General features: G+C 45.2%; 31 protein-coding genes and 1 pseudogene. 25 read left to right on the top strand and 7 right to left on the bottom strand.

From position 1 onward, the window contains the following. Positions 1-32 precede the first annotated feature (32 nt). Genes F0265_RS00230 through F0265_RS00220 form a run of 3 tightly spaced genes read left to right on the top strand, consistent with a single transcriptional unit; the run spans position 33 to position 993 of the window. Positions 33-326, top strand: a complete 294-nt coding sequence (locus F0265_RS00230; RefSeq protein WP_171747303.1) for a hypothetical protein — start codon at positions 33-35, stop codon at positions 324-326. Then, positions 323-784, top strand: a complete 462-nt coding sequence (locus tag F0265_RS00225; RefSeq protein ID WP_171747302.1) for a DUF3850 domain-containing protein — start codon at positions 323-325, stop codon at positions 782-784. Before F0265_RS00230 ends, F0265_RS00225 begins: the two co-directional genes overlap by 4 nt. Further along, positions 766-993: a hypothetical protein gene (locus tag F0265_RS00220; RefSeq protein WP_171747301.1), complete on the top strand. Its 228-nt coding sequence runs from the start codon at positions 766-768 to the stop codon at positions 991-993. The genes F0265_RS00225 and F0265_RS00220 overlap by 19 nt, the downstream gene beginning before the upstream one ends. Positions 994-1,179: 186 nt before the next feature. Here the strand turns inward: F0265_RS00220 and F0265_RS00215 are convergent, their stop codons facing one another. Beyond that, positions 1,180-1,491, bottom strand: coding sequence for a hypothetical protein (locus tag F0265_RS00215; RefSeq protein WP_171747300.1), 312 nt, complete (start codon positions 1,489-1,491; stop codon positions 1,180-1,182). A gap of 43 nt (positions 1,492-1,534) precedes the next feature. Here F0265_RS00215 and F0265_RS00210 point away from each other — a divergent pair, with 43 nt between their 5' ends. Together F0265_RS00210 and F0265_RS00205 are read left to right on the top strand one after the other, a co-directional pair. Continuing rightward, positions 1,535-4,018 (top strand): replication endonuclease, encoded by a 2,484-nt coding sequence (locus tag F0265_RS00210; RefSeq protein WP_171747299.1) that lies wholly within the window; start codon positions 1,535-1,537, stop codon positions 4,016-4,018. 664 nt (positions 4,019-4,682) lie between these two features. Then, positions 4,683-4,835 (top strand): hypothetical protein, encoded by a 153-nt coding sequence (locus F0265_RS00205; RefSeq protein ID WP_160174993.1) that lies wholly within the window; start codon positions 4,683-4,685, stop codon positions 4,833-4,835. On the opposite strand, the gene F0265_RS00200 is transcribed toward F0265_RS00205, so the two are convergent. Then, the gene (locus tag F0265_RS00200) at positions 4,832-5,158 is read right to left on the bottom strand and encodes a helix-turn-helix transcriptional regulator (protein ID WP_051912465.1); all 327 of its coding nucleotides are present in this window, start codon (positions 5,156-5,158) and stop codon (positions 4,832-4,834) included. The genes F0265_RS00205 and F0265_RS00200 overlap by 4 nt on opposite strands. 241 nt (positions 5,159-5,399) lie before the next feature. On the opposite strand from F0265_RS00200, the gene F0265_RS00195 reads away from it, so the two are divergent. Continuing rightward, positions 5,400-5,639: a hypothetical protein gene (locus tag F0265_RS00195; RefSeq protein ID WP_038157274.1), complete on the top strand. Its 240-nt coding sequence runs from the start codon at positions 5,400-5,402 to the stop codon at positions 5,637-5,639. Here the strand turns inward: F0265_RS00195 and F0265_RS24540 are convergent. From F0265_RS24540 to F0265_RS00175, 5 genes and pseudogenes are all read right to left on the bottom strand, one after another. Then, complete coding sequence (locus F0265_RS24540; protein WP_253809288.1) at positions 5,581-5,838, bottom strand: ogr/Delta-like zinc finger family protein; 258 nt, start codon at positions 5,836-5,838, stop codon at positions 5,581-5,583. The two genes, F0265_RS00195 and F0265_RS24540, sit on opposite strands and share 59 nt — an antisense overlap. An 84-nt stretch (positions 5,839-5,922) precedes the next feature. After that, positions 5,923-6,033, bottom strand: a pseudogene (locus F0265_RS24645) (ogr/Delta-like zinc finger family protein); the annotation flags it as partial. Between the two features lie 65 nt (positions 6,034-6,098). Beyond that, positions 6,099-6,914 (bottom strand): hypothetical protein, encoded by an 816-nt coding sequence (locus tag F0265_RS00185; protein WP_171747296.1) that lies wholly within the window; start codon positions 6,912-6,914, stop codon positions 6,099-6,101. Between the two features lie 106 nt (positions 6,915-7,020). Then, positions 7,021-8,037: a phage portal protein gene (locus tag F0265_RS00180; protein WP_038157279.1), complete on the bottom strand. Its 1,017-nt coding sequence runs from the start codon at positions 8,035-8,037 to the stop codon at positions 7,021-7,023. Next, the gene (locus F0265_RS00175; protein ID WP_171747295.1) at positions 8,034-9,821 is read right to left on the bottom strand and encodes a terminase family protein; all 1,788 of its coding nucleotides are present in this window, start codon (positions 9,819-9,821) and stop codon (positions 8,034-8,036) included. Before F0265_RS00175 ends, F0265_RS00180 begins: the two co-directional genes overlap by 4 nt. Positions 9,822-9,997: 176 nt before the next feature. Here F0265_RS00175 and F0265_RS00170 point away from each other — a divergent pair, with 176 nt between their 5' ends. From F0265_RS00170 to F0265_RS00080, 19 genes are all read left to right on the top strand, one after another. Then, a complete protein-coding gene (locus F0265_RS00170) occupies positions 9,998-10,870 on the top strand; it encodes a GPO family capsid scaffolding protein (RefSeq protein WP_171747294.1) in 873 nt (290 codons plus the stop codon). Further along, positions 10,871-11,884: a phage major capsid protein, P2 family gene (locus tag F0265_RS00165; protein WP_171747293.1), complete on the top strand. Its 1,014-nt coding sequence runs from the start codon at positions 10,871-10,873 to the stop codon at positions 11,882-11,884. It begins immediately after the preceding gene. Between the two features lie 10 nt (positions 11,885-11,894). Beyond that, positions 11,895-12,611 carry a phage terminase small subunit gene (gene gpM, locus F0265_RS00160; protein ID WP_171747292.1) on the top strand — a complete coding sequence of 239 codons (717 nt, stop codon included), beginning with the start codon at positions 11,895-11,897 and terminating at the stop codon, positions 12,609-12,611. A gap of 108 nt (positions 12,612-12,719) precedes the next feature. Next, on the top strand, positions 12,720-13,184 hold the full coding sequence (locus F0265_RS00155; RefSeq protein WP_171747291.1) for a head completion/stabilization protein: 465 nt from the start codon (positions 12,720-12,722) through the stop codon (positions 13,182-13,184). Between the two features lie 11 nt (positions 13,185-13,195). After that, a complete protein-coding gene (locus F0265_RS00150) occupies positions 13,196-13,684 on the top strand; it encodes a phage tail protein (protein WP_171747290.1) in 489 nt (162 codons plus the stop codon). Beyond that, the gene (locus F0265_RS00145) at positions 13,677-14,336 is read left to right on the top strand and encodes a phage virion morphogenesis protein (RefSeq protein WP_038157299.1); all 660 of its coding nucleotides are present in this window, start codon (positions 13,677-13,679) and stop codon (positions 14,334-14,336) included. Before F0265_RS00150 ends, F0265_RS00145 begins: the two co-directional genes overlap by 8 nt. A gap of 2 nt (positions 14,337-14,338) precedes the next feature. Continuing rightward, positions 14,339-15,472: a DUF2586 domain-containing protein gene (locus F0265_RS00140; RefSeq protein ID WP_171747289.1), complete on the top strand. Its 1,134-nt coding sequence runs from the start codon at positions 14,339-14,341 to the stop codon at positions 15,470-15,472. A gap of 3 nt (positions 15,473-15,475) precedes the next feature. Then, positions 15,476-15,928 carry a phage protein gene (locus F0265_RS00135; RefSeq protein WP_038157303.1) on the top strand — a complete coding sequence of 151 codons (453 nt, stop codon included), beginning with the start codon at positions 15,476-15,478 and terminating at the stop codon, positions 15,926-15,928. Between the two features lie 21 nt (positions 15,929-15,949). Further along, positions 15,950-16,168 carry a TraR/DksA C4-type zinc finger protein gene (locus F0265_RS00130; RefSeq protein WP_171747288.1) on the top strand — a complete coding sequence of 73 codons (219 nt, stop codon included), beginning with the start codon at positions 15,950-15,952 and terminating at the stop codon, positions 16,166-16,168. Positions 16,169-16,177: 9 nt separating this feature from the next. Then, positions 16,178-16,600: a DUF5675 family protein gene (locus F0265_RS00125; RefSeq protein ID WP_171747287.1), complete on the top strand. Its 423-nt coding sequence runs from the start codon at positions 16,178-16,180 to the stop codon at positions 16,598-16,600. 2 nt (positions 16,601-16,602) lie between these two features. After that, on the top strand, positions 16,603-17,187 hold the full coding sequence (locus F0265_RS00120) for a 3TM-type holin (RefSeq protein ID WP_171747286.1): 585 nt from the start codon (positions 16,603-16,605) through the stop codon (positions 17,185-17,187). Then, complete coding sequence (locus tag F0265_RS00115) at positions 17,188-17,424, top strand: hypothetical protein (RefSeq protein ID WP_038157310.1); 237 nt, start codon at positions 17,188-17,190, stop codon at positions 17,422-17,424. Then, positions 17,421-17,702 (top strand): putative phage tail assembly chaperone, encoded by a 282-nt coding sequence (locus F0265_RS00110; RefSeq protein ID WP_171747285.1) that lies wholly within the window; start codon positions 17,421-17,423, stop codon positions 17,700-17,702. The genes F0265_RS00115 and F0265_RS00110 overlap by 4 nt, the downstream gene beginning before the upstream one ends. A 200-nt stretch (positions 17,703-17,902) precedes the next feature. After that, a complete protein-coding gene (locus tag F0265_RS00105; protein ID WP_171747284.1) occupies positions 17,903-19,723 on the top strand; it encodes a phage tail tape measure protein in 1,821 nt (606 codons plus the stop codon). Continuing rightward, entirely contained in the window at positions 19,704-20,069 is a 366-nt protein-coding gene (locus tag F0265_RS00100) for a DUF2590 family protein (RefSeq protein WP_171747283.1), read from the top strand. Before F0265_RS00105 ends, F0265_RS00100 begins: the two co-directional genes overlap by 20 nt. Further along, positions 20,066-21,256 (top strand): baseplate J/gp47 family protein, encoded by a 1,191-nt coding sequence (locus F0265_RS00095; protein WP_171747282.1) that lies wholly within the window; start codon positions 20,066-20,068, stop codon positions 21,254-21,256. The genes F0265_RS00100 and F0265_RS00095 overlap by 4 nt, the downstream gene beginning before the upstream one ends. Positions 21,257-21,262: 6 nt before the next feature. Then, a complete protein-coding gene (locus tag F0265_RS00090) occupies positions 21,263-21,925 on the top strand; it encodes a phage tail protein (protein ID WP_171747281.1) in 663 nt (220 codons plus the stop codon). A gap of 37 nt (positions 21,926-21,962) precedes the next feature. After that, entirely contained in the window at positions 21,963-23,510 is a 1,548-nt protein-coding gene (locus F0265_RS24530; RefSeq protein ID WP_253809260.1) for a phage tail protein, read from the top strand. Continuing rightward, on the top strand, positions 23,510-23,893 hold the full coding sequence (locus F0265_RS00080) for a hypothetical protein (protein WP_171747280.1): 384 nt from the start codon (positions 23,510-23,512) through the stop codon (positions 23,891-23,893). Before F0265_RS24530 ends, F0265_RS00080 begins: the two co-directional genes overlap by 1 nt. The last annotated feature ends 13 nt before the right edge of the window (positions 23,894-23,906 follow it).

The raw sequence follows: 23,906 nt of genomic DNA, 5'->3' as shown, positions 1-23,906 counted from the left end.
CTTTTTTTCGTCTTAGCGTAGGAGCATGAAAGATGAATAAGACCGTAGCCGAAGTCGCTATTAAGCGCGCAATTCTATCAACCATCAGCAGCTTGTATGCACTAGCTATAGAGAGTGCGGATGTAATCAGTATTCGAATTGAGTATTCATCAAAGATGAAGCTGATGAACATTGTCATTTTTTCGGATACCACTACACATCACGCCCACAACCTAGTGCTGCTGGACAACGAAAAAGCATTGGAAGATTTGTTGGCAGTGGAAGACAAGATTATCGAGCGAGTCGCACAGCTCCGCTACGAACAGGAAGCGGAGGAAGTGGCATGAGCAGCACTATCCATGAATTAAAAATTCAATCAGTTCATTTCGCTGACGTTCTTGCACACAGCAAAACACATGAAGTTCGAATTAATGATCGTGATTACCAAGCAGGTGACTGCTTAAACCTACGTGAGATTGATGTAAACGGGGAATACACCGGACAAGAAGCGAATGCCGAAGTTAGCCACGTTTTACAGGGTGGTCAGTTTGGTATCGCGGAAGGTTGGTGTGTTTTGTCCCTAAAAAGCGGTACCAGCAAATCAGCGCTAAACCTGATCTGCTTTTTACGTGATCGTCTGCAGGAAACGTGCGACTGCATTGATGCAAGCCACGACATCATCAAACAGTCAGGACATACGACTGTAGATGCCGAAAGAACGGCGAATGATGCTCGTGCATTTATTGAAATGGCTAACGAGTTTGTTGTGAAAGTCGGAGGTGAACCATGCAATACGCAGCGATAGCTCTTTGTCCGGATGGCGGAATTGTGCGCCACAAAATAACACAAGAAGTTGCTTGTGAAATGGTTGGAAGTTTTGAATCACTCACTCAGGCCATAGAGCAGGCATGTAATTCCCTCAATTGCACTCATTTAGCGAAAGGAGTGTTGAGTAAGGGAGAAGGAAAAGGTGGTTACATGTTGGTGACTACTCAGGAGTTGGAGGAAGTATGAACGACCCACTAATTACCTTGGATGATTTGATTGAAAGCTTTGAGCAAGAATGCAGCCGCAAATTTGGAAACCTGAATTTGGTGAAAGAGCTTATGACAGAAGTGGGCAATAGCTGGAAATTAAATAATTGGGGTTATTTTGCATGTTTGAAAGCCACCGTGTTATCCGATGGCACTTTTAATGACGCTATAAGAATATTTCGTCTTCATCGTCATCAAGCGGCTCAGGCTCGAAACCGTAGATTGCCGCGTACGGAGAAGAAACTGAATGGGCCGGTTGTAGATTAACAAGATTCCAATCTTCCATTTCTTCGTTCAGGTCTTCTAAAGCCTCCTGACCGAAGACTGTTATGGAACGGTACTGGCTTTGAGCTTTATCAGATAGCACAGCCACCTTGAGTTCAGGTAGGTGCTCGTTTGATTCATAGTTTTCAACGAATGAAACAATTGCATCGTCAAAGTCCAGTTTTAGTTCTGGTTTAAATAGTTTTGTTTTCATTAGCCAACTCTTTGTTATATGCGTTGAGACTGAGATTAACATATTGAAATCATTAATCGAACCAACTGAAATCGACCTATACGATTTTCCATGGCAAGCCCCTTTAACTGAGGTTGAAGCGGGCTGCTTTGGTTCGCGTCGATACAATACAATCATTGAACCTGATGATCTTACAGTTCTGGAACGTAAGTTATTTGATGCTAACCCAGACGACTTCGAGTGGGCGAAAGATAAGATTAAAGACCTGCCGGACTACCTAACCAAGTACTTTGTTACTCGTTACGTTTCAGTATTCGAAAAGAAAGGTCGTAAAGACGCCAACATATTTTTGCGTGAGCGTATGGGCCCAGCCGCTGAACGTGCGCTGATGGTTTTACGCAAATACAAAAAGTTACCGACAACCCAAAAGGTTTCTTTGCTTAGTGAAGAGTTTAGCGACACTGAGCAAAGCGACTTTGCACAAAACGAGCAAACGCGCTTTGATTTCGAAATGGCAGAGCGCAACCGAAGGCCAGTTAAAAGCCGACTACTGGCAGAGCTTGAGCCATCTGAAATCAAAGAGATGGCTTTTAAAATCTCTGTCATCGTTGATCGCTTCACTCGATTAGAAAGCAACAAGTATCACTCTAGGACCGAACTTGGTGCCACTATGGCAGTGGTGTTCACCTATGAACAAGTTGCTAAGTTCGTAATCAACACTTTCGGCGTTAAGCCACCTCGAAAGTACAAAGACCAATCAGAACTATCGGCACTGCAAGACATTTCAAAGCTAATCAGCGAAAAGTGGTGGTGCAATCGCTTAAAGAAGATTCGCAAAACAATGCGTGAGCACTTAGCCATTGCTATGGGTCAGGTCTCTTCAAAAGCATCACCTTATGCGTCTTGGGATTGTGTTCGTGAGCACCAAGAGCAGCAGTTAAAAAACTGGGAGTTCATTAAGCAGTGTGAGTTGTTTGATGAAGAAACCGAAGAAGTGGCCGACTTAGCACCAATGGTATTAAAAAGCGTCTCAAACCCTGCAATTCGCCGTCACGAATTAATGGTTCGTTGCCGTGGTTGTGAGGACATTGGCAACGAGCTGGGTTTGCAAGGTTTGTTCTTAACGCTGACTACACCTGCTAAGTATCACAACTCATACAAGAAAGGCGGTTTCATTGGCCACTGGAATGGTGCAAGTCCACGTGATGCCCAAACATACTTAAACAATGTCTGGCAACGAATCCGAGCCAAGTTAGGACGCGTAGATATCCGTTGGTTTGGGGTTCGTGTTGCGGAGCCGCATCACGATGGCACCCCGCACTGGCATTTGCTTATCTGGGTTAAGCCAGAGGACACAGAGTTAGTTACAGATATATTTGTCGATTACGCAACGAAAGAAGATAAACACGAGCTATTCGATAAGCAAGGAAAATTTGATCACTCAGCTCGCTGTGATGTAGGTGAAATTGATCCAGAGTTAGGCACTGCAACAGGCTACATCGCTAAATACATTTCCAAGAATATCGACGGTTTTGCGATGGACGATGAAGTGTCCGATGAAACTGGCAAATCAGTGAAAGACATGGCGAAGAATGTGAGTGCTTGGAAAAGCCGTTGGAACATTCGCCAGTTCCAGTTCTTTGGTGGTGCACCAGTTACGACTTACCGTGAATTGCGTCGCTTTGCCAACCAGAACAAAAAAGTGTTTATGGAATACCTCTTTATGCAAGAGCGTGTTGACCTACTCACTATTTACTCGATGCTGCAACGTGATTTGGTTGGGCCTATCAAGCCGAGCAGGCTGATCACCAATGAAGAGTTAATGAAAGTGATTGGTGATAGCTACCAAGCACGCACCAAGTCAGAAGATGCAAGCATTACAGACACTTTGAAAGCTGCCGACCATGGTAACTGGCAAGGTTACATCATGGGGCAAGGTGGTCCATTCGTTAAACGTGAAGATTTGCTGATCGTGAACTCTTATGAGGTTTTTCCGTTTGCCTCACCACATGGGGAAGACGTTCACAAAATCGAAGGTTTCGCGACACCAGAAGAAACCATCAAAACACGCACCAAAGTTTGGACGATTCAGAAGAAATCAAAGGTTAATGATGATGCTAAAGCGTGCGCTCTTGGGAGCGAAGCGACCGCTTTTGGAGCCTCTGGCTCCTCTCGGAGTTCTGTCAATAACTGTACGGAGCCTGAGAAAGTACAGGTCAGCGATCAGCTAACCCGATTATTGGACCCAGTAAATAAACGGGTGAATAAATCTCCAAATATTGATGAAGCGGCACTGGCCGCACTGCTAAAAGGCAGCTCAATTCGCATCGACGATGCAACCAGTATTCAAATCCGGCCTGCGGAGTTAGACGAACACGGCAATAAACGTCCTGCCCAGTTTGTAGAAGTGAGCCGTCAACGTCCGGACGACACGAATTGGATGGATTTCGAAGGTTGGGGCAACTTATTCGCTCAACCGGAAAGGCAAGATTATGAACAACCCGACCTGTCGATTTTCCCTGATGGGGGTGACTGGCCGTTAATATAGGGGAATAGCTATGAAGCTAAATAAACACCAAAGGTAGCCCCCGCAACCCAAGCCAGAAGGGAGAAGTTCGCAGCACTACAGAAACAGCTTACTCAAACGGTAATCGGGGGCGGTAAGCAGGAAGATATTGAACAGCTACTTGAGATGATTAATGCTGCAACGGCTGATGTGCCGCAAACAAATTAGGGGTGACATGTTTTTCTATGTTGATGTTTGTCACATTAATGGACATTGGTTTTTAATGCTCTGTTTGAGCATACCTAGGTTCAAAAAAGTATGCATTATAAATCAGATAGTTATAACTGTATGATTTAATTGAGTATTTTAGTTTTTGATGTATGTATTTTGGCAGATACAACCAAAATACATACATGTCAATAAACGCCGCCCACATATGTTTGTTGATTTCTCATCTCCCCACAGTCATTTTTTATTTAAGGACTATTACACCTTTGTCAAACCGTAGCAGAGATTAGCTAGTCTCGTTTTGAGGTGTGTATGGTGTTTATCAACTCGCTAACCTCAGCTATGACGGCAAGCTTTGGAAATTTAAAAGCCGTGATAATTTGGAAAAGTTAACCGCATTTTTGGCGGAAATATGGTCAGAACTTTGCCTTACGTGCGTCTGAGTATTGTGAGTATTAAACCGATGAGAGGAGAGCAAATGAGCTACAAAAACATGAAACTTGAGATACTACTAAGACTGATAGAATCTGAGTTTATTGCCCTAGAGCAAGACCCAGAAGAAAGACTGGCACTTTATGAACATTTTGCCTGTATGAGAGATTTTATCTACCAGCATGAAGTTGATCATTAATCACTAACAGCTTTTATCAGCTCAAGTATTGGTTGGCGGATATGGGCAGGGACATGCTTCATAGCTGCCGCCAAGTCTGATTCAGTTGCTGTTCTCTTGTTGAGCTCTGCCCATGCAACATCTAACCAAGTTACATTATAGTACTCCAACAACCCCTTTAGCTCGCTTAGCCTAGGGTCTCGATTGCCTTGTTCAATGCGTTGATAGGATGACAGCGATATCCCAGTTTGAGTTGCAATTTGCTCTTGGGTTTCGCGTTTTGTCATTCTGAGTTGGACTAAATACTCAACTATTGGCTCTAAAGCTTTGTTTTTTCGTGGCACAGTATCACTTTCTCAAGTCAGTTCTGACTAGTTATTGCTATTAATATGCCAACGGTGACGAGGTTTCTAATAATGGTGATCCACATAAACTTTGTGGCTATGCACCTTATGTATTATGCGCAGGCTAGGTAAGAGTTAGCGTCGCATTACAAAAAATTATAGGCGACAAAACTCCACAATAAATTTGTTAGATAAAAACTACTGTATTAATATACAGTGAAATCGTCAGTTAGGAGCCTAAATGTCTGAACTACATAATAATGCGGAGGCATTTGTATTATGTGCAATGGCGGAGAATACAAGTGGTGACCATCAAGAGAATCAAGATACAGGATTATTCTTACTTTCGCTGATTCTTGCCCACAAAAAAGGACAGCTAAAAGCTGTCCATGTTGCGGGGTCTGAATGCGAGAATGAATTGGTTAAAACAAAGCTAACTGCTGCTTTAAGTGGTCACGGTGATCAGGCTTTAGCACCTTGATTAAGCAGTTAGCCAGTTCACTGGTATCTCTCGATGACGGGCTTAGTGTGTGACTAAAATACAAAGACATAACAAACTGATGTTCACACACTGGGTTCTTACACTCACAATACAGATCTGCACAATCGTTCGATAGGCGGTTGGTTTTATTAATCACCGCCCGTTCGCCACAACCGCAAGTAATGCGACTACCAAACAAAGACGGCTTACTAGTCGCACCAATTCCGAAATGAAGCTTTGACTGTTTTAGTGAGTGGCGATAACCGATAGAACTCACAAAGGTATGCCCACATTCTGGGTTAGAACAAGAACAAGATAAATCTGCGCAATTGGCATCTTTAGCGATGCTTCTACTTACAATCGCGCGTTCACCACATTTGCAATAAACTCGCATACATTGACCTAACTGATTGACTGACGGTTCAATAATAGAATAAGTGCTGTTCTTTTGTACAGTGTCTATTCAATCTCAATCTTGTCCTGATCTTTCTGCTTGATACGGGCCGACTTTCGTGATGCTACTTGTTTGGGTTGTTTGGGTTGTTTGGGTTGTTTGGGTTTGCGAACAGTAATTTTCTGATCACTAAATTGTGAAAGCGGAGCTGCAAGAGATTTCTTTCCTATTTTTTTTCTAAGTGTTTTTTTCTCATTTGAAATTGCCGCGTCTAAATGATTTTTTTTATAAACATTGTCCCCGATGTTTCTTTCAGTTGATATTGCAGATCCTTTCGTCAGTCCATGCTCTTCGAGTTCGCTTATGATTTTAGCGCCGATTAGGGGGGTATTTAGTAATGATTTGGGAAACTTGTATGACTTTGATTCGGAGAATGTACTGGGAGCAACTCGGGATATACAATCATGGTCCACTCCTAAAATTTCAAGAAGATAAGAACACCCAATGCAGCTATTCATGTTGGTGTATATAAATTGTACCTTTGAAAAGTCAAAATCTTTTTCCTTGTTATCAAACATCATTTTTGCTAGAGATTTGAGTGCCATAAACTCTGCATGACCTTCCCCTGTTTTACCGTGAGCGATGTACGAATCTCTCTCGGTTTCGTATTGAACGATACAAAAACAGGAACTATTGCTTGTTGCGTCATCTATGTTCTTATGAGTCGATTCAAGTGAATCGCATATGTTTTTATAGTTATCAAATCGATGGTTTTTGTTTTCCTGATGTAGAATAATTTGGCAGTTATCATACATAGCACTATATTTAGCGCTTTCAATTTTATAGGTTTTTGGTGAGTCCTTAATCAGTTCCTTTTTCATGTGCTTCCCTCATCAACAGAGTTTTAGAGATCATAAGGAACTGAAACGGCTTACGATTGGTTTTATTGATGAAAGAAACAGCTTGACCGATTTGTTTCGAGCCTACTCATAGCGTTGTATTGAAATATAAATGCATGCTTCGTGGTATCTCAGGGTCGCTATTCACCTCGTCAATTATCAATTCACAGACGGGAATGATTTCATCTTTAGCGTATTCACTGCCAATCTTGATCGGGTCACCTAGGCTAGTTGTTCCTTGCGGAATAATGCCAGCCTTACCAACTGGGAAACGATGCCCTACTAAGATGTCTTGCGCTGTAATATTCTTGATGCGTTCGAATTCGTCTTTGGTAGCAATATCGCCAACAGGTATCAACTGAATACCTTTTTCATGGCCGCCGGGTATATTGACGAACATGCTGCGGAAATTACCCACACCTTTAGAGCTGGCGATTTTGTCTTTGAGCATCTTTTCGTCATCATCACTCAGGTTTGGGTCGGTCGCGTAGAAGATAAAGCCCATGTGAGCCCCGTTCTTGTAGTATCGGCGTCGGAACAGCGTCGCGTCCTTGTTCAGTAAGCTGCTTTGTAAACTACCCAAATAGTCCGGTAAGCCATATATCTGTTGTTGCAGGTCCTCTTGGGGTAAAAATATGACGTCCTTCTGTTTGTATACTCGCTGTTTGTTGTCTCGTTCAAGTAACACAAAGTCACCATTTTTGCGTCGTCGTGAATGCATACTTGGTAGTGGAAACAGTCGAACTACACGGCCGAAGCCGTCACGGATTTTCAAGAATGCTGCATCGCCAAAGGTAAAGTAGTTATTGCAGAACGCTTGCATCTGTCTACGTCGAATGCCGCCACCATTTATGAATCGAGCAGCTACATAGTTGGCGCGTGCCTTGAGCAGTGAGCAATGGTAGGCGTTGGCGCGTGATGTTTCCGCCAAACCTTGTCGCGAGATTGGTGGTTCCCAGTAGTCATCATCTTCGTTATAAAAAAGCTCATTGTATGACGTCATCCAACTGCTAGAGTCGATAGCTTCTGGCGAAGAGTCAATGTGGTAAACAGATTCTGCATGTTGTTCTTCTTGCGTAACGAGTGTTTCTGTTGTGTTGGTCATGCTGCAGTGGCCCAGGTTGATTTAGTTGGAGTATCGTGATCTAACGGTTCGTTAATAATGGCGTGTGAAATGGCCCAAAACGCATCGGCGTGGCCTGTTGTTTCACTTCGCTCTGCTTTAAAGGTCATAGCGTTACCGCTGTTGGTTGGTACACGCTTAATCGCCATGAATGCCATAGCAATGTCTTTGTGCTGCGCATCAAACTGCAGTCGCTTGGCTTCTACAATGTCGATCATCTTCATCACAAGGCGATTCTTGTTTTCGTTGCTGTAATGTATGGCGTGGGCTTCACGTGGGTGCTTTTTCTTGATTAAGTCCCAAACACCGCCGCCAATCCCCGTAGTATCAACACCTATGTAAGTGACTTTGTAGCGTTTAAACACTTTTTCAATTTCACTCACGTGGTACTGGAAGTTAAGCCCTTTCCAGTAGTGCTTTTCTAAAACACGGAACTTTTCCCCCGCAACTGCAGGTGGCGCTATTACCACTAAGCAAGCATTGTCGCGTGTTCGGCTAGGGTCATAACCCAGCCATACTTCACGTCCAGCAAACGGTGATTTTGTTTTCGGCTTGAAGTCCTGCCATTGGGCAGAGTCAACCATACCTTTTTCGAGGTCAGTGAATTTGAAGACAGACAAAGAGCCGTCGACGAAGACACACATAAACAGGTTGTCGAAATCGTCTTTGCTGTATTCGTCCTGCAGTTCTTCAATATCAAATAGGTCACAACCGCCTGCTGCGGCGTCTTCAATAGTAACGACATAACGCCACTGCTTATCAGGACAAAGCACACCACCATTGCGGTATTCTTCGAACGTTGGAAACTCAATCTTGGCGCGTGAATCTCTGCCTTTTCTCCATTGATCGCCCGTCCAAAATGGGTATGCCTGGTGCATTTTTGATGAGGGTGTCGAAAAGTAGGTTTTACGCCATTTTTTATGGGTAGCCATGGCCGAAGCGAGTTTGTTTAGTTCGTCAAACTTCGGTATCCAGAAGTATTCATCAACATAAACATGGCCATGGTAACTCTGCGCGGTTTTGCTGTTGGTCGATAAAAAGCGAAGCTCAGCACCATTAGAGAGAATGATCGGATTTCCGGTCAGCTCGATGTCTAAGAACTCTTTTGCAATCGCAATGATGTAACTGCGAAAAACTTCGGCTTGTGCTCGTGATGCTGACAAAAAGATTTGGTTATCACCAGTTAGAATCGCATCTTCTAAAGCCTCACCACTGAAATAGTAGGTTGCACCAATCTGGCGGGATTTAAGAATGTTTCGAATACGCTGTTTGATGTTGTTGCGCATTACGTGCTGATAGGCGAAAAGCGAATCGTGCCACGTGGCAAAGTCTTCTTCACTCAGTTCGCTAATGTCATTCTTTTTGCCTTTACGTTTCTTATTCGATTTTGAGTTGCTGCCAGATTGCTGATCACCACGGCTACTTTTGTTCTCGTGTTTTTTGTTGCCAGCATTTAAAGGCTGTTCACCTTGCTGCTTTTCTTGTGCCCTTTGTTTCTTCAAAGCTGCGTGATGCTTGATAAGCCTATCGAGCATGTCTAGCTGGTTTTTGCTTGGGTCTTCCAATTCGAGCAACGTTTGAATGCGGTTTGCTATTGCTTCATCAATAGTTTGTTCACGCAACATATCGCGCCAACCGAATTTATCTGCCCAGTAATAAATGATGCGCTCATTATTCAGGTTCAGTTCGGTAGCGATTTCACGTGGCGTCCAAGCTTTCAAATAGAGTGCTCGGGCGGCTTGTCGTACTTCGGGAGAATATGCCATAAGCGCATCATACGCCCCGAAATCTCGCAAATGACTAACCGAAATTCGGATGAATTCGGATATGGGCTAAATCCGAATTCCTAGGAATTGAAGTGGCTGAAACCACCCATTCAAAGGCGTATTGTTTGCCGTGACCGAGATTTATTTGACGTGATTTAGCTAGGCAAACGACAAACATGAGCAAAACCAGTGATTGGAAAATTGTTGCAACTGATGGAGCCACTGTAGATGGTCGCCAAATAACTGCAGCATGGATTAAAGACATGGCAGCGCTGTATTCAACATCTGAGTACACCGCGATGATCTGGCCTGAACACGCACGTTCTCACTGGAGTGTGTTTGAGGGTAAAAACTGGGGTGTAGTTGAAGAGCTAAAAGCCGAAAAGAAAGACGGCAAGTTGAGGCTATTCGCCAAGATTACGCCAAACCAATATTTGCTTGATGCTAACCAAGACGGACAAAAGCTATTTACATCTATTGAGCCGAATCCTGATTACAAAGGCGAGGGGCGATGTTACCTGATGGGCCTAGCTGTGACTGACTCCCCAGCATCTACAGGAACAGACCGCCTTGAGTTCTCACGCAAGCAAGGTGAAGTGACCAAGATTGAATGTAGTGATCTTGAAGAGTTAGACGTGTCTGAATGCTTCACAACAAATTTTATCTCTAAGTTTTTCTCAGATTTGGCAAAACATTTCCAATCTGGCGGGGCACTGCCAGAAATTACACCTGTAGAGCCTGAACCAGAGGACATTGACGTGACTCCAGAGCAACTAGAAGCACTATTTGATAAAAAATTTAGTGCCTTAAAAACCGAGCTGAAAGATGAACTCAAGCAAGAGTTTTCGCAGCAAAACCCAGAACCAGAGCCGGAAGTAAATACAGGGACAACTGTTGAACAGTTCTCTGCAGCTTTGGATGACAAACTCAATCCAATCCTCGAAAAAGTGTCGGGTTTGGAAACCAAGTTCGCAGAACTTTCACAAGAAGTACCGGGACAACTGCCAGACCCAGCAGGTGCAGGTGAAACCCGAATGGAGGTGGTGTAAATGTTGAACGCTATATCTACTAAGTATCTTGAAGAGTACTGCCAAGAAATTGCCATAGCGGCTGAAGTACAGGACGCGGCTAAGCAGTTTAACATCTCTCCAGTAATGGAAACCAAGCTTCAGCAGGCGATTGTTGAGTCCGATTCATTCCTTAACCTGATCTCTAACATTCTTGTTGACCAGATTAAAGGTCAGGTGATTGACGTGGGTGACAGTGGCTTAACTACTGGCCGTGTTAAAGATGGTCGCTTCAGTGCAGAGCTCTCCCAATCGGGTAATAACTATGAACTGGTTGAAACCGACTCAGGTGCGCATATCAACTGGATTACCTTAACTATTTGGGCCAACTCAGGTACTAAGGGGCAGTGGTCTAAGTTGATGAACAATGCAATTACTCGAAGCTTTGCTTTGGATAAATTGCGCATTGGCTTTCATGGTACCGCTGCGACAGCAGATACGACCAATCCATCAACGAACAAGCTAGGGCAGGATGTCAATAAAGGTTGGCTGGCGATAGCGAAAGAAAAAGCCAGTGAGCAAGTTTTGTCTGCGGCGACTTTAGACCCGTCTGCTCAAACTCCCGATAGTTACAAAAACCTTGATTCCTTGGTGAATGATCTGGTCAATACCACCATTCATGAAGTGCATGCCGAAGATGCGGATTTAGTAGTGCTAATCGGGCGAGACCTAGTTTCAGCTGAGCAACACCGATTGCTAGAAGCAGCCGACGTTCCCACAGAACACAAAGCTGCGCAGCAACTTGCTAAGACGATTGCAGGCAAGAGAGCCTACATTCCACCTTTCTTCCCTAAAAATATGGTTTGGGTGACGAATCTTAAGAACCTGCAGATTCTTACTCAAAAGGGTACCCAGTGGCGTAAGTCAGGCAATGTCGAAGATCGTAAACGTTACGAAACGTCTTATTTACGTATGGAAGGTTATGCCATCGGCAACTTGCACAAGTTTGCTGCTATAGAAGCGGTCACGGTTGTTGACCCTGCACCAGCGGCATAAGGGGTGAAACATGGTTAGCCCATTGGCAAGACAGCGCAAACAAATTCTTGAGAAGCAAGCTAACCCGTCTGCATCGGAAATGAATTCCGGTGCAGATGCCGAAAGCCTGCACATCAAACTGATCGACTTTGAAGCAGACCGTAAGTACCTAAAACAGCTCAATGCTATTGAAGACAAAGTGAAGCATAAGCGAGACGTTTTAGTACCTAAGCACAAACCTTACGTGGAAGCGTATTTGGAAAGAGGCGAAGTATTCGAAAATCCAATCTTTACCAATATGGTGATTTGGCTGTTCGATGTCAACGACATGGAAACCGCTATTGATTGGTGTTTGAAAGCTATTGAGTTGGACTTGCCTACACCTGACAACTTCCGTCGTGATTGGCCGACTGTCTGCGCTGATGCAGTGCTTGCGTGGGCAGAAAAAGAATCTGGCCGTGGTCACTCAATTGAGCCTTATTTCGGCAAGGTGTTTCAAAAGGTAGAGAAAGAGTGGCGATTGCATGAAGAAGTTCATGCCAAGTGGTACCGATTCGCAGGCTTGTACCTTATTCGAAATGAAGAGGGCCAACCACAACCAACGGCAATCGGGTGTTTAGAAACACTAGAAAAAGCCTTGGTGCTTCTGCAACACGCTCACGACAAGTACGACAAAGTGGGTGTGAAAACCAAGATTGGTCAAATCGAGCAACGTATTCGTGCCATTAAAGATGGCAAGAATCTTTAAAGACTCCTACGCCGCCGAGCCTCGGCTGGTGAGGTAAGAGTGCCAATCGGCTAACTCAATACCGTCGACCCAGTGGCTAGAGGCTCACTTATTTAAAGAGGAATAACGATGTTTACAGGATCTTCCGGTTCAGATTACCAAACGACAGAAATCACCAATGACGGTTTTTGGCCAAACATCAATGCAGGTGACTTTGAAAAACGTCGCGGTATTCCTGCAGCTCAAGATTCAGAACGTATCGCTATTGCTCTGGTTAATGCTGTTTCGGAAGTTAATCAGCAACTTGAAGACTTAAAAGCGAAGTATCAGGAAGAGGAACATGCAACTGTTGGCGATGTTCCTGCTTTTCCGAAGCTGCACGGTAAAAACCGTGTTGTCTATCAATACGAATCAGCAGTGTTTGCGAGAGCCAAAGCTGATTTGCTGCCAGATATTGCGACTGTTCATACCAAGGACAAAGGCGATCACATGGCAGAAAGAAGCGCAGAGGTGCGCACTGAACTGCTTTCAGAAAGCCAGCGCATTATTCGAAATATGAAAGGGCTAAACCGTTCATCGGTTGCTTTGTTATGAAGGGAACGGCTATGAGTACGCAGTATCAAGCTGGTTACAAGCTGCGTGACCTAAACGCATTTTTAATCAGCGTTGTGGGCGACAAGATAGCCAAGCGCATGGAATGTGAAATGGGCAAGGTTGAATTGAAACTAGAAACCAAGCACATGGGCCATGGTTTTGATCTGCTTTATCAGCGTTACGTTGCTGAATTCTACTTTGGCAAATTTCCTTTCAAAGAATACGACCCTGCAGTGCTGTTTGCGAATGTAGGGGCTTGGCTGATGGATAACGACTCTGACCGTTTTCACATTGAAGACTTAGACGACCCAGACGTAGATGTAGTGTTGGAAGATGAGAAAAACGCCGAAGTGCTGATCTCAGTGATGTTTGAAGAACCAGTCAAAGTGACTGCTGACCCAGACGGGCCAATCCATTGGAATGGTCAACGCTGGAAGATTGAAGAGTACGAGATTTGGCAGGCGGAAAGACTATCAAATGTAGTTATTCGCAATGTATGAGATACGGGCAGATAAGCGCAGTTATCTGCGAGTTAAAGAGCAATTCGAGCTGTTAAAGCTTGATAAAAAAGCCAGAGCCAGAGTGCTGAAAGAACTTGGTAAATACATCACCAAGACGACCAAAAAGAACATTCGAGCACAGCGTGACCCAGACGGTAAATCGTGGTCAAAGCGCAAAAAAGGCAGGCGCAAGATGCTTAGAGGCTTCACCAAGAAGCTGAAGCATTTTCAAAAAGACAATAACCGGGTTTTGGTTGTTGGTTGGCCCTCAAGACGAGGAACCGTAGCACTGGCTCACCATACAGGTGAAGCAGAGAAAAGCGGTTTGCAACAGAGATTCAAGCAAGCCAAGAAAGCGAAAGAGCCAAAGAAAACCGACCCAGCAACTAGAGAGCAAGCTAAAGAGCTACGCGATTTAGGTTACAGACTTCCGCCCCAAGGCAGGCAGAAGAGAGGCAAAAAGCCAACGCTCAAATTCATTACTCAGAATATGACCGTAGCCGAAGCCGCAAAACTGATTAGTGATCTGGAAAACAAAACTCCATCACGTAAGTGGGAAGTAGATCGCCCAGAACGCCGATTGATAGGCATTAGTCCCAAACGGGCAGCAATGATTATCAAACGGGAATTGAATCGAAACAGGAGCAACTAAACATGGCATGGCCTACCGTCATTATTAATATTCTGAACATGATGCGCGGACCGATTCCGGGCGTTGAATTTCACTTTCTGTTTGTTGTGTACGGCACAGTCGCAGGGACAGAGCGCAACCTAATTATGGTGGACAACACCACGGATTTTGCAGATAGCACGTTCGATAACATCGACCCTGTGCACATGCTTACGCTAAAAGCTGCCCAGTTAAACGGGAAACAGAACTGGACTGCAGGTGTGATCGTCTTAGGCCCCGCAGACAGTTGGCAAGCCGCAGTGTTTAAAGCCAATGAAACATCAAGCTTTGAAGCCGTAGTGCTTGATAAGCCAGATACAGGCACATCGACTCTTGAAGGTGCTGTTGCTTTCCGCACTGAACTGAAAAACAAGTTAGGCCGTGAAGTGTTCATGATCTGCACCTTGCCGGGTATCAATGATGATTCGGTGACGGGTGAAACATGGGCGGAGTGGTTGGCTGCGAAAGTTGCGGTACCAACCAGCATCGCAAGTGAGTACATCACCGTCGTTCCTCAAGTTCACAAAGAAAATTCAACAGTCGGTATTTACGCTGGCCGCTTAGCAAACCAAGAAGTGTCTATTGCTGATTCCCCTGCACGAGTCAAAACAGGCAGCGTATTGGGTAGCATGACTCTAGCAACGGATAAAGACGGCAAACCGTTGGAGTTGGCAACCCTTAAAGCACTGGAAGCCGCCCGAATTGCGGTTCCAATGTGGTACCCAGATTATCCGGGGCAGTACTGGACAACGGGCCGTACTTTAGATGTTCCGGGTGGTGACTTTCAAGATATTCGCCATATCCGTGTTGCGATGAAAGCAGCCCGTAAAGTTCGTGTACGTGCGATTGCTCGAATCGCTGATCGTGAGTTCAATTCAACGCCGGGCAGTGAAGCAAGCGCAAAACTCTACTTTACCCAAGACCTGCGCGAAATGGCGGTAGTAACGAAAATTGGTGACTACGAGTTCCCCGGTGAAATCAAACCGCCACAAGATGAAGACATCACCATCACTTGGATTAACAGTGAAGAAGTGGAAATTCTGCTAGCTGTTACGCCTTATGAATGTCCAGTGAAAATCACAATCGGCATCATGCTTAACCAACGTCTAGGAGAGTAATCAATGACTTCTCGTTATACAGGTCGAAGCTTCGACGTAAACATGCTGGGTGTTCTGGTTCATGTGGAATCGGCAACCGCAACCATCAATGACGAATCAGCCGTTGATAAAGAGCGTGGGATTCCAACGGGCTTTACTCATGGTGCAGTTAGCTGTGATGTGGAATATGAGTTGGATTTAAACAACTTCCGCAAGTTGCAGCAAAAAGCACGTGAAGCAGGTAGCTGGCGTGGCATCAAGCCTCACGATTGCATGTTCTATGCAAATACAGGTGACGATGAAGACAAAGTTGAGTTGTTTGGTGTGAAGCTCCAAATCTCAGATCTACTGAGTGTCGACCCTAACAGCAGTGATAAGACCAAACGCAAACTTAAAGGTTTTGTGACGAGTCCACACTTTGTCCGCATCAATGGTATTTCATACCTGAGTTCAGACGACACACGCGGTCTGCTTTAAGCCTAACTAGAGAGATAACGAATGCCGGATTTTATCGACCATGCCAGTAGAAATGAAGCCAAATTCACCGAAATGGCTATTGCAAGCCAACTTAAACGGTCAGTGCAGAAAGGCCACCAAGAAAGCGCGGAAGAGTGCCACGAGTGTGGTGATGAAATCCCAGAGCTGCGCCGTATTAACGTCGCAGGTTGTAAGTATTGCGTTAGCTGTCAGCAGCTAGCAGAGAAAGGTCTAATTTAGGGTTATTCCATGAAAAAGTACTTGATGAAACGCCGCTACTTTGAACACGGAACGTATTCGACGTTACACCGTGAAGACGGTAGCAAAGTGTGCTGTGTTGTAGAACGCCCAATGCTGAACAACAAACCCAGTGAATCTTGCATTGTTGAGGGTACCTATAGTCTGTTCCCTCATCAGTCACCACGATTTGGCGATTGCTATGCCTTAGAAGCTGACACGTTGGGTGTAACTCGACAAGGGCCAAGCTTACGCACACACATTCTGATTCATAAAGCTAATTCACCTAATGAGTTACAAGGTTGTTTAGCACCAGGTGTTGATTTTGGGTTTGTGAATGGTGAGTGGGCGGTGGTGAACTCAACTGCTGCATTCAATGCGTTAATGAAAGAGTTAGCCGGCGAAGCTGCGCAACTTACCATCATTAAGGACTGACTATGTGGGATAAGGTTAAATCGCTGATCGGTAATTCTGCCCCTTTGATTGGAACGCTAATTGGTGGCCCTGTTGGTACCGCTGTAGGTGGTTTGGTGTCTAGTGCTCTAGGTGTTGAAAATACACCGCAAGCAATAGAGCAAGAGTTAGCTGCAAATCCAGAAGCCGTTTTGAAACTCAAACAGTTAGAAGTAGAACATGAAATTGAACTCAAACAGTTGGCATTTGAGCATGCAAAACTTGAGAGCGAAGAACGTAAATTGGCTATGACTCAACAACACGCAACGATGCAGGCCGAGCTTGCAAGCAATGACCCTTACGTGCGCCGTTGGCGTCCTACTTGGGGTTACTCGATGTGTGCCGCTTGGGTATTGCTGTTCTTGAGCCTTGCAGTGGTCATGATGTTTCATCCAGAGCATGCAGCCAATGTAGTGAATAGCGTGGTAGCAATGACGCCATTGTTTGGTATTGGGCTGACTGTGCTTGGCATCAACATTCACAAACGTTCGCAAGACAAGCAAGTGTCTATGGGAAAAACACCATTAGGTACATTCAACACCCTAAAAACAGCGATTAAAGGGGGCTAAATGGCGGATTGGGTGGCTGCACTCGCAGCAGTAGGAATGCTGATTGCCGTAGTAGTGGGTGCGGTTATCACTCGATTAACAGCCGTTTCTAAAGATTTGGCAGAACACAAAACCCACGTAGCTGAAACCTACGCAACCAAAGACGATGTAAAAGAGTTGGGCGACAGAATGGAACGCAACATGGCATCGGGCTTTGATCGAATTTACAACTTACTGAAAGGAAGAGACGCAGCATGACTAAACCTGCTTTCACATCAAAACCTGTAGAAGTGACTATCGGTGGTACTGATTTCGAATTCACCCCAACGGTACAAGATGCGAACAACTACACCAATGACATGATGCCAAATAACAAAGTGGCTCCTGCATACACGTATTTGACTCGCACAGTTAAAACAGAGCAGAAAGATGCGCTGATCGAGTTGCTTGATAGCGTTCCCGGTTTAACCATCGAGCTGTATGCGACCGTGAGTAATGCCTCTAAAGGTGGCATTGAAATCTCACTAAAAAAATAACTGACAGGGCAAAGCGAATTGAAGATAACCCACTTGAACAAGCCTTTGCCCTGCGTCGTCATCTTCTACCCAATGAACCAGACGACGAACAAAGTTTAAGCCGCGCTATCTGGCTGGATAAACACCAGTTCGAACGCAGCGAACGAGCAGTAATGAGCGCAATTAGCCGATTGTTTAGTAAGTAAGGTAGAGCATCACGCATGAGTATGGAAAAGCTATTAATGCATGTGGCACTGGTTGACCAAATAACCAAACCACTGCAAGGCATTACCAAAGAAGTGCAATCCTCCATGGAAGCAGGCAAGCAAGGCATGCAGAACATGGCGACAGGTGGCGCAGGTTTGGTTGCTGCTGGCTTTGCTATCCAAAATGCGTTGATGCCTGCGATTGAAATGGACAGAAAACTAGGTGAAGTGAAATCGCTTGGGGTTCTTGATGAAGATTTAGCCAAGCTATCTAGAACGGCTCTATACACGTCGGTTCAATATGGTAAATCTGCCACAGAGATGGTTGGTGCAGCTTACGATATTAAATCAGCTTTTGGCGACATTGATGGTGAGAGCCTTGCTGATATTACTAAAAGTTCCGCTGTATTAGCCGCAGCGACTAAAGCCGATACAGCAACTATCACTGACTACATGGGTACCATGTATGGAGTATTTAAAAACTCCGCTGATGAAATGGGTGTAGGCGAATGGTCTAGGCAAGTCGCAGGCATGACCGCTCAATCTGTTGAGATGTTCAAGACCACGGGCGCAGGAATGAGCAGTGCATTTACCAGTGTGGGGGCGAATGCAACGGCGGCAGGTATCGCCATGGAAGAGCAAATGGCGATTTTGGGTACTCTGCAGGCGACGATGAGTGGCAGTGAAGCGGGTACTAAGTATCGTGCTTTCTTGGGTGGGGTAGCAAAGGCTCAAGATGAACTAGGGCTCAGTTTTACGGATAGTCACGGCAATATGCTTCCAATGCTCGAAATTCTTGAAGAGCTAAAAGGGAAGTACGGTGACACCTTATCAGTTGCAGAGTCTGCAGAACTCGATAAAGCGTTTGGCACAAAAGAAGCCACCGCCATGATCAAGTTACTTATGGCTGATACAGAAGGGCTAGCTGGGAGCATTGATACTCTTGGCCAAGTGCAAGGCATGTCAAAAGCCGAAAAGATGGCCAGTGCGATGACTGACCAGTGGGAACGACTTCAAGCCGTTTGGTTTGCCGTTCGCGCTGCGGTTTTTGGTGCTGTTCTGCCGTCTATTAACGCAGTGGTGGGTTCAATGGCTGATGGTCTAATGGTCGTTGTAGGTTGGACTGATGAATTTCCTTGGCTTGCTGAAATTCTGGGTTATGTCGCTATTGCGGGTTTATCCCTTGGCGGCGTAGTCGCAACACTATCGCTTGCCATGGGTATTGGGCAAATGATGTCTGCAGGCTGGGCCGTCACCATGACAGGCTTAAACAGCATCATGAAACTGCTACGCATTACCACAATAGCAAGCACCGCCGCTGCTTGGCTATTTAATGCCGCTTTATGGGCGAACCCAATCACTTGGGTAGTGGCTGGTATTGCACTGCTTATTGGCGGTGTGGCTGCTGCAATCTATTGGTGGGATGACTTAACCGCAGCATTCAAAGATACGGATTGGTTTGATGTTATTGCCGTCGCGATTGAGAGCATTGTTGACTTACTGAACATGATCCCCGGTGTGGATATTGAACTGGGTAGTAAGGTTGATACGCCAGAAGTGAGTGCAGCCGTTCAAGCAGAGCGAAACGCACCGACATCAATTCAGCCAATGTCGTTCGACACTCCAGAAATGCCAACGGGTAAAGGTGGCAGCATTGCCGAATACAAACAGCCGGGAGCAATGCCAACACTACCTCCAAGCATGGTTCAAAACGTAACGACTACCCATAAACCACAAGGCGGCAACATGAACTCATACGGTGACGTTTACATCACTGCGCCGAATGGAATTACACCAGACCAGTTAGCCGAATGGGATGAACTCAATGCCGGATAGCTATTTATCAGAAAGCAAAAAGTACATCGACATTAAAGTGATTGACGGTGGCTGGGATATGGACGCAGGTCAACAGCCTGCCGAATGCAGTGATTTATACAGCATCGCACAAGATATTAAGCACGCCATTATGGAGTCGGGTTTGGCCCGTCAATTGGTTGCTGAACGTAATCCAGCATTACGCGCTGATGTGATGGTGCAGATTGAGCAGTTAGCTGAGCGTGATGTGAGAGTCGTTCCCGGCACTGCAACGGCAACAGAGTTAGATGCGGGTGAATTCACCTTAACGGCAACCGCTTATGAATATGGTGATCTAGAACTTTCTGTAGGAGAGAACGGGGCATGAGCAAACGACCAAACGCAGACTTTGTTGAGATTCTAAGTGAATCGGGTGTGCCTGTTACCGAAGATGAATTTGAAGCGAAGCTAAAACAAGAAGTCGTGGGAGCTGGCAGCAAAGTATCTAACGACTCTGAAATGTCACCGTTTTGGCGATGGGTTCGCGCCGCTGTAGTTACGCCATGCGTGTGGCTGATCAGAACACTACTAGCTGAACATGTTATGCCAAATATGTTTGTGGCAACGGCAGAACGTTGGGCTTTAGATCTGAAAGCTTGGGAACATGACATCGAGCCGAAAGACGCAGAGAAAACACAAGGCAAGATTACCTTAACCAAGGCGAACGCTGCTGATGCTGTCACGATAGAAGCGGGTAAAGTGGTTCAAACCCTGCCGATTGATGGAGTGGTGTATAAAGTTCGAGTGCTTGCTGAAACCGTGATTGATGCGGGTCAGCTAACGGGCAAAGTTCTGGTTGAAGCATTCGAAGCAGGCGCAGCTTTTAACTTACCTGCAGGTTACTTCAATATCATTCCAGAAGAGATTCCGGGTATTGTCGATGCGGTTAACGAACCTGATTGGATAACCAAAATAGGCGCAGACGCTGAAAGCAATGAAGAACTGGCACTGCGTATTCAGAACGCTTTCACCAGTTCAGGTGAATGGCACATTGATGATGTTTACCGTTCCATTATTTCCAGTGTCGCCGGGATTCGTAGCGACAACATCTATTTCAACAATACAGGTGAAGTGACGCCGGGCACTGCAGAAGCATTGATCTTGATGGAAGTCGGAGCAACACCACAACCCGTTCTTGACCAGTTAAATGACCACATTATGGCTAAAGGGCATCACGGCCATGGTGATGTGCTGACTTGTAAGGCTATTCCAGATACAGAGCACGATGTGATCGCCGATGTTGTGTTGGTGGCTAACTTAGACGAGGCAACCAAGGTTAACGAACTGCTGGAAGTCGAAGACCGTATCAGGGCAGCATTTCGTGAGACTGCCGCTTATCCAGAAATGACTCGCGCAAAACCTGAAAGTCGCTTTAGCCTTTCTCTGCTTGGTACTGAAATTCACACCAATATGGCGCAGGTTGAATCGGTAAAGTTCACCGTAGGCGGAAAGGTTCAAGAGGACATTATCAGCGACCTAGAGCAGCCACGTTTGAAAACGCTAACGGTAAGGTAGTAAGTCATGTCTGAACCTCAAAGCTACAACCAAGAACAACATGCACCAGAGTTACCGGAAACGGTTATTCCATGGTGGCAAGACGGCAGCACCACATCGGAAGAAATCAAAGAGCCGCACTTTCTATCAAAAGGCGTGTTTGCATTCTTTCAAATGGTTTGGGGTTGGTTGCTGTTTCCACTTTGCCAAATGGATGCGCTGACATGCAGCGAAAACACCTTGGAGTTAATGGCTTGGGATAGAGACATCAAACGCTTTGAGGGCGAACCGCTTTCGCTGTTTCGTAAGCGAGTGAAATACGCAGCTGTGAATGCCAAAGACGCAGGCAGCGTTGCAGGGTTTAAGCGAATTTTTGAAAGGTTGGGCATTGGTATCGTTGCGTTTAAAGAGCGTGAAGATGCAGTGCAGTGGGATGTTTGCACCATTGAGCTAACAGACGGTGATATTTCCAATAACACCAAGTTGGTTCAAACACTGATTGAACAGTATGGCCGGACATGCCGCCGCTACCGTTTCCAAGTGACGTTCCCGACAACCTTAACCGTTGCCAGTGGTGAGTTCTCGCACAATTTCAGCCTGTTTTTAGCAAAGACTAAGCAAGCCGTTGAAATGAATGTGAAACCACAGCCAGTTGAACATCAACAACAAGTATTTATTGCCAGCCTTTAGCTGGTAAACATTTGTACAGGTATCTGGGAGGTACCCAATGAGCCAAACGGCAATCCCGCTCGAATTTGAGCGTTACTTGCAAAATCAGATTAGTGTCGGTGATGCACCAGACATGAACGAAATGATTTTTGCGCACATTCCGGGGCTAGACCCAAGCCAGCCAATTAACCGTGAAAATGGTTTGCCTGATGTTTCGCTATGGGTTCACCAACAAGACATCGACCAAGTGGGTAAACTTGGTGACAACGCACTGGCATATTCAGTTGTGATCCCCGGTACCGTTGCAGAGTTCACCTTTAACGCGATTTATCTACGTGACAAGAGTGTGCCAAATTCTTGCGGAATGGTGGTACACAAAGCCGAAGAGACCAAAGAAAACGGTATGGCTAGCACTAAGTCATTGGTGCAAGCCTATGACGGAGCCGCGCAAATTGCTGGAATTACCGTTGATGCTTCGACTTGGCAGATTGACTATCAAGCACGTTTGAAAGGTATCGAAGAAGACCACCGATTGGCTTGCTTAGATAGCTATGGTCATACGGCTTTTGTTGATGGGTTCGACGTTACCCAACAAGCTGACCCGAACAAATACAAAGTGACTCCTGGTGTCGTTTACGTCGGAGGTTTACGTGGAGTGTTAACTGGTGAAGTGTTGCAAACCATCACCACTAAACCAAACGGTTTGTACGTGGATGTCGTTCGCCAAGGTACTGCACTGTCAGTGTGGGAAAACAAAGTCACGATTACAGTTTCTGAAACTGAGCTAACCGATTATGTCGACGGCAACGGTGATCAACACTACGTTGCTGAACTGGCTGGAATTAATGCTGATGGTTCTGTGGTTGATTGGCGAGTTAAAGGTGGTTTGGCACTAGCTGAACTAAAAAGTAATGCAGCAAGTAACTCAGATATAGACAGCGGTAGCACGGCGAGTAAACACATTAAGTTGCCTCAGTTCTGGCGAGGAATAGCTAAACAGCTCACTGCTCGTTTTTCAGAATTAAATTTAAAGACCAATGTCATGTCTTTTGTGAGCAAGGCTGGCTTATATACAGGATGGAATAATGGTGATCCTGTAGACTCTGGCGGATTGACCTCAGTTGTAGGTAATCAGCTCCAAATCATGTCTGCTGAAGGCCACGCAACTCAATTACTTTTTGGTGATGGATATGCGAAGTTCAGACCTCAGTGGGGCTCTGGTCGTTGGGTCGATTTTTTCACAACATATAACCGTCCAAAAATGTCAGATATTAGTGGTATGACGATGGTGGCGATGGTTAATTTTGATGGTGCGACCCCTAACGTACCAGCTCGCGGTTCATTTAACGTTAATCGTATCATTGATAATGGGATTGGAGATTACACAATCGAATTTGAGAATCCTGTTTCCATTGAAAAGCGAGTGATTATCTGTGGTCAGTTTGCAATTTTAAATCAGGCTGATGCTTATACCTTTGGTGAACACGTTAAAGCCGATACAACACCAACATTAATTTCAGAAACACAGATACGGTTGCTTTCAAGACGAGAGCGTAATGTTGATGTATCTAGAGCGTATGTCATTGTCTTTGGGGAGCTAGCTTAATGTACAAGGTAACGAAAAATGCAGATAACAGCATATCAATAGTGCAATACATTGATGGGGAAATTCTTAATAGTAATGATTACCTAGTGGAAGAAATGCCAAAAGATCGAGGGGAGCGTGATTATTGGGATATTGACATAGCAACAAACAAAATCTTTGTTCGAGCAAAAACCGATCTAGAAATATTTCAATTGGCCACTCTGTTTTTTGATGAAGAGAAAAAGATAGCGCTTCGTATTGAAGAAGACTATCGCTTGGGTTTGTTAGAGATAACAGAACAAGAAATGAATGCAGTTAAATCATACATTCAAGAAATAAGGCCGAGACTCGGTGTTGATCCAAAAGAAATCAGTCGCCCAGAAATTATGAGCAATGCTACTTAAGCCAATACTAGCG

Origin of the sequence: Vibrio sp. RE88, from assembly GCF_013113835.1 — a bacterium.
Classification (GTDB): domain Bacteria; phylum Pseudomonadota; class Gammaproteobacteria; order Enterobacterales; family Vibrionaceae; genus Vibrio.
The sequence above is the reverse complement of the archived record's forward strand: the minus strand, read 5'-3'. Positions and strand labels throughout refer to the sequence as shown.

Bases quoted from the DNA above. Each gene is read 5' to 3' on its own strand.
- F0265_RS00165 (WP_171747293.1), top strand. From the start codon at position 10,871: ATGTTGAACGCTATATCTACTAAGTATCTTGAAGAGTACTGCCAAGAA.
- F0265_RS24530 (WP_253809260.1), top strand. From the start codon at position 21,963: ATGAGCCAAACGGCAATCCCGCTCGAATTTGAGCGTTACTTGCAAAAT.
- F0265_RS00230 (WP_171747303.1), top strand. From the start codon at position 33: ATGAATAAGACCGTAGCCGAAGTCGCTATTAAGCGCGCAATTCTATCA.
- F0265_RS00105 (WP_171747284.1), top strand. From the start codon at position 17,903: ATGAGTATGGAAAAGCTATTAATGCATGTGGCACTGGTTGACCAAATA.
- F0265_RS00135 (WP_038157303.1), top strand. From the start codon at position 15,476: ATGACTTCTCGTTATACAGGTCGAAGCTTCGACGTAAACATGCTGGGT.
- gpM (WP_171747292.1), top strand. From the start codon at position 11,895: ATGGTTAGCCCATTGGCAAGACAGCGCAAACAAATTCTTGAGAAGCAA.
- F0265_RS00115 (WP_038157310.1), top strand. From the start codon at position 17,188: ATGGCGGATTGGGTGGCTGCACTCGCAGCAGTAGGAATGCTGATTGCC.
- F0265_RS00090 (WP_171747281.1), top strand. From the start codon at position 21,263: ATGTCTGAACCTCAAAGCTACAACCAAGAACAACATGCACCAGAGTTA.
- F0265_RS00080 (WP_171747280.1), top strand. From the start codon at position 23,510: ATGTACAAGGTAACGAAAAATGCAGATAACAGCATATCAATAGTGCAA.
- F0265_RS00100 (WP_171747283.1), top strand. From the start codon at position 19,704: ATGAACTCAATGCCGGATAGCTATTTATCAGAAAGCAAAAAGTACATC.
- F0265_RS00145 (WP_038157299.1), top strand. From the start codon at position 13,677: ATGTATGAGATACGGGCAGATAAGCGCAGTTATCTGCGAGTTAAAGAG.
- F0265_RS00180 (WP_038157279.1), bottom strand. From the start codon at position 8,037: ATGACCAACACAACAGAAACACTCGTTACGCAAGAAGAACAACATGCA.
- F0265_RS00170 (WP_171747294.1), top strand. From the start codon at position 9,998: ATGAGCAAAACCAGTGATTGGAAAATTGTTGCAACTGATGGAGCCACT.
- F0265_RS00225 (WP_171747302.1), top strand. From the start codon at position 323: ATGAGCAGCACTATCCATGAATTAAAAATTCAATCAGTTCATTTCGCT.
- F0265_RS00175 (WP_171747295.1), bottom strand. From the start codon at position 9,821: ATGGCATATTCTCCCGAAGTACGACAAGCCGCCCGAGCACTCTATTTG.
- F0265_RS00150 (WP_171747290.1), top strand. From the start codon at position 13,196: ATGAGTACGCAGTATCAAGCTGGTTACAAGCTGCGTGACCTAAACGCA.
- F0265_RS00195 (WP_038157274.1), top strand. From the start codon at position 5,400: ATGTCTGAACTACATAATAATGCGGAGGCATTTGTATTATGTGCAATG.
- F0265_RS00140 (WP_171747289.1), top strand. From the start codon at position 14,339: ATGGCATGGCCTACCGTCATTATTAATATTCTGAACATGATGCGCGGA.
- F0265_RS00205 (WP_160174993.1), top strand. From the start codon at position 4,683: ATGAGCTACAAAAACATGAAACTTGAGATACTACTAAGACTGATAGAA.
- F0265_RS00110 (WP_171747285.1), top strand. From the start codon at position 17,421: ATGACTAAACCTGCTTTCACATCAAAACCTGTAGAAGTGACTATCGGT.
- F0265_RS00155 (WP_171747291.1), top strand. From the start codon at position 12,720: ATGTTTACAGGATCTTCCGGTTCAGATTACCAAACGACAGAAATCACC.
- F0265_RS00185 (WP_171747296.1), bottom strand. From the start codon at position 6,914: ATGAAAAAGGAACTGATTAAGGACTCACCAAAAACCTATAAAATTGAA.
- F0265_RS00215 (WP_171747300.1), bottom strand. From the start codon at position 1,491: ATGAAAACAAAACTATTTAAACCAGAACTAAAACTGGACTTTGACGAT.
- F0265_RS00125 (WP_171747287.1), top strand. From the start codon at position 16,178: ATGAAAAAGTACTTGATGAAACGCCGCTACTTTGAACACGGAACGTAT.
- F0265_RS00130 (WP_171747288.1), top strand. From the start codon at position 15,950: ATGCCGGATTTTATCGACCATGCCAGTAGAAATGAAGCCAAATTCACC.
- F0265_RS00120 (WP_171747286.1), top strand. From the start codon at position 16,603: ATGTGGGATAAGGTTAAATCGCTGATCGGTAATTCTGCCCCTTTGATT.
- F0265_RS00220 (WP_171747301.1), top strand. From the start codon at position 766: ATGCAATACGCAGCGATAGCTCTTTGTCCGGATGGCGGAATTGTGCGC.
- F0265_RS00095 (WP_171747282.1), top strand. From the start codon at position 20,066: ATGAGCAAACGACCAAACGCAGACTTTGTTGAGATTCTAAGTGAATCG.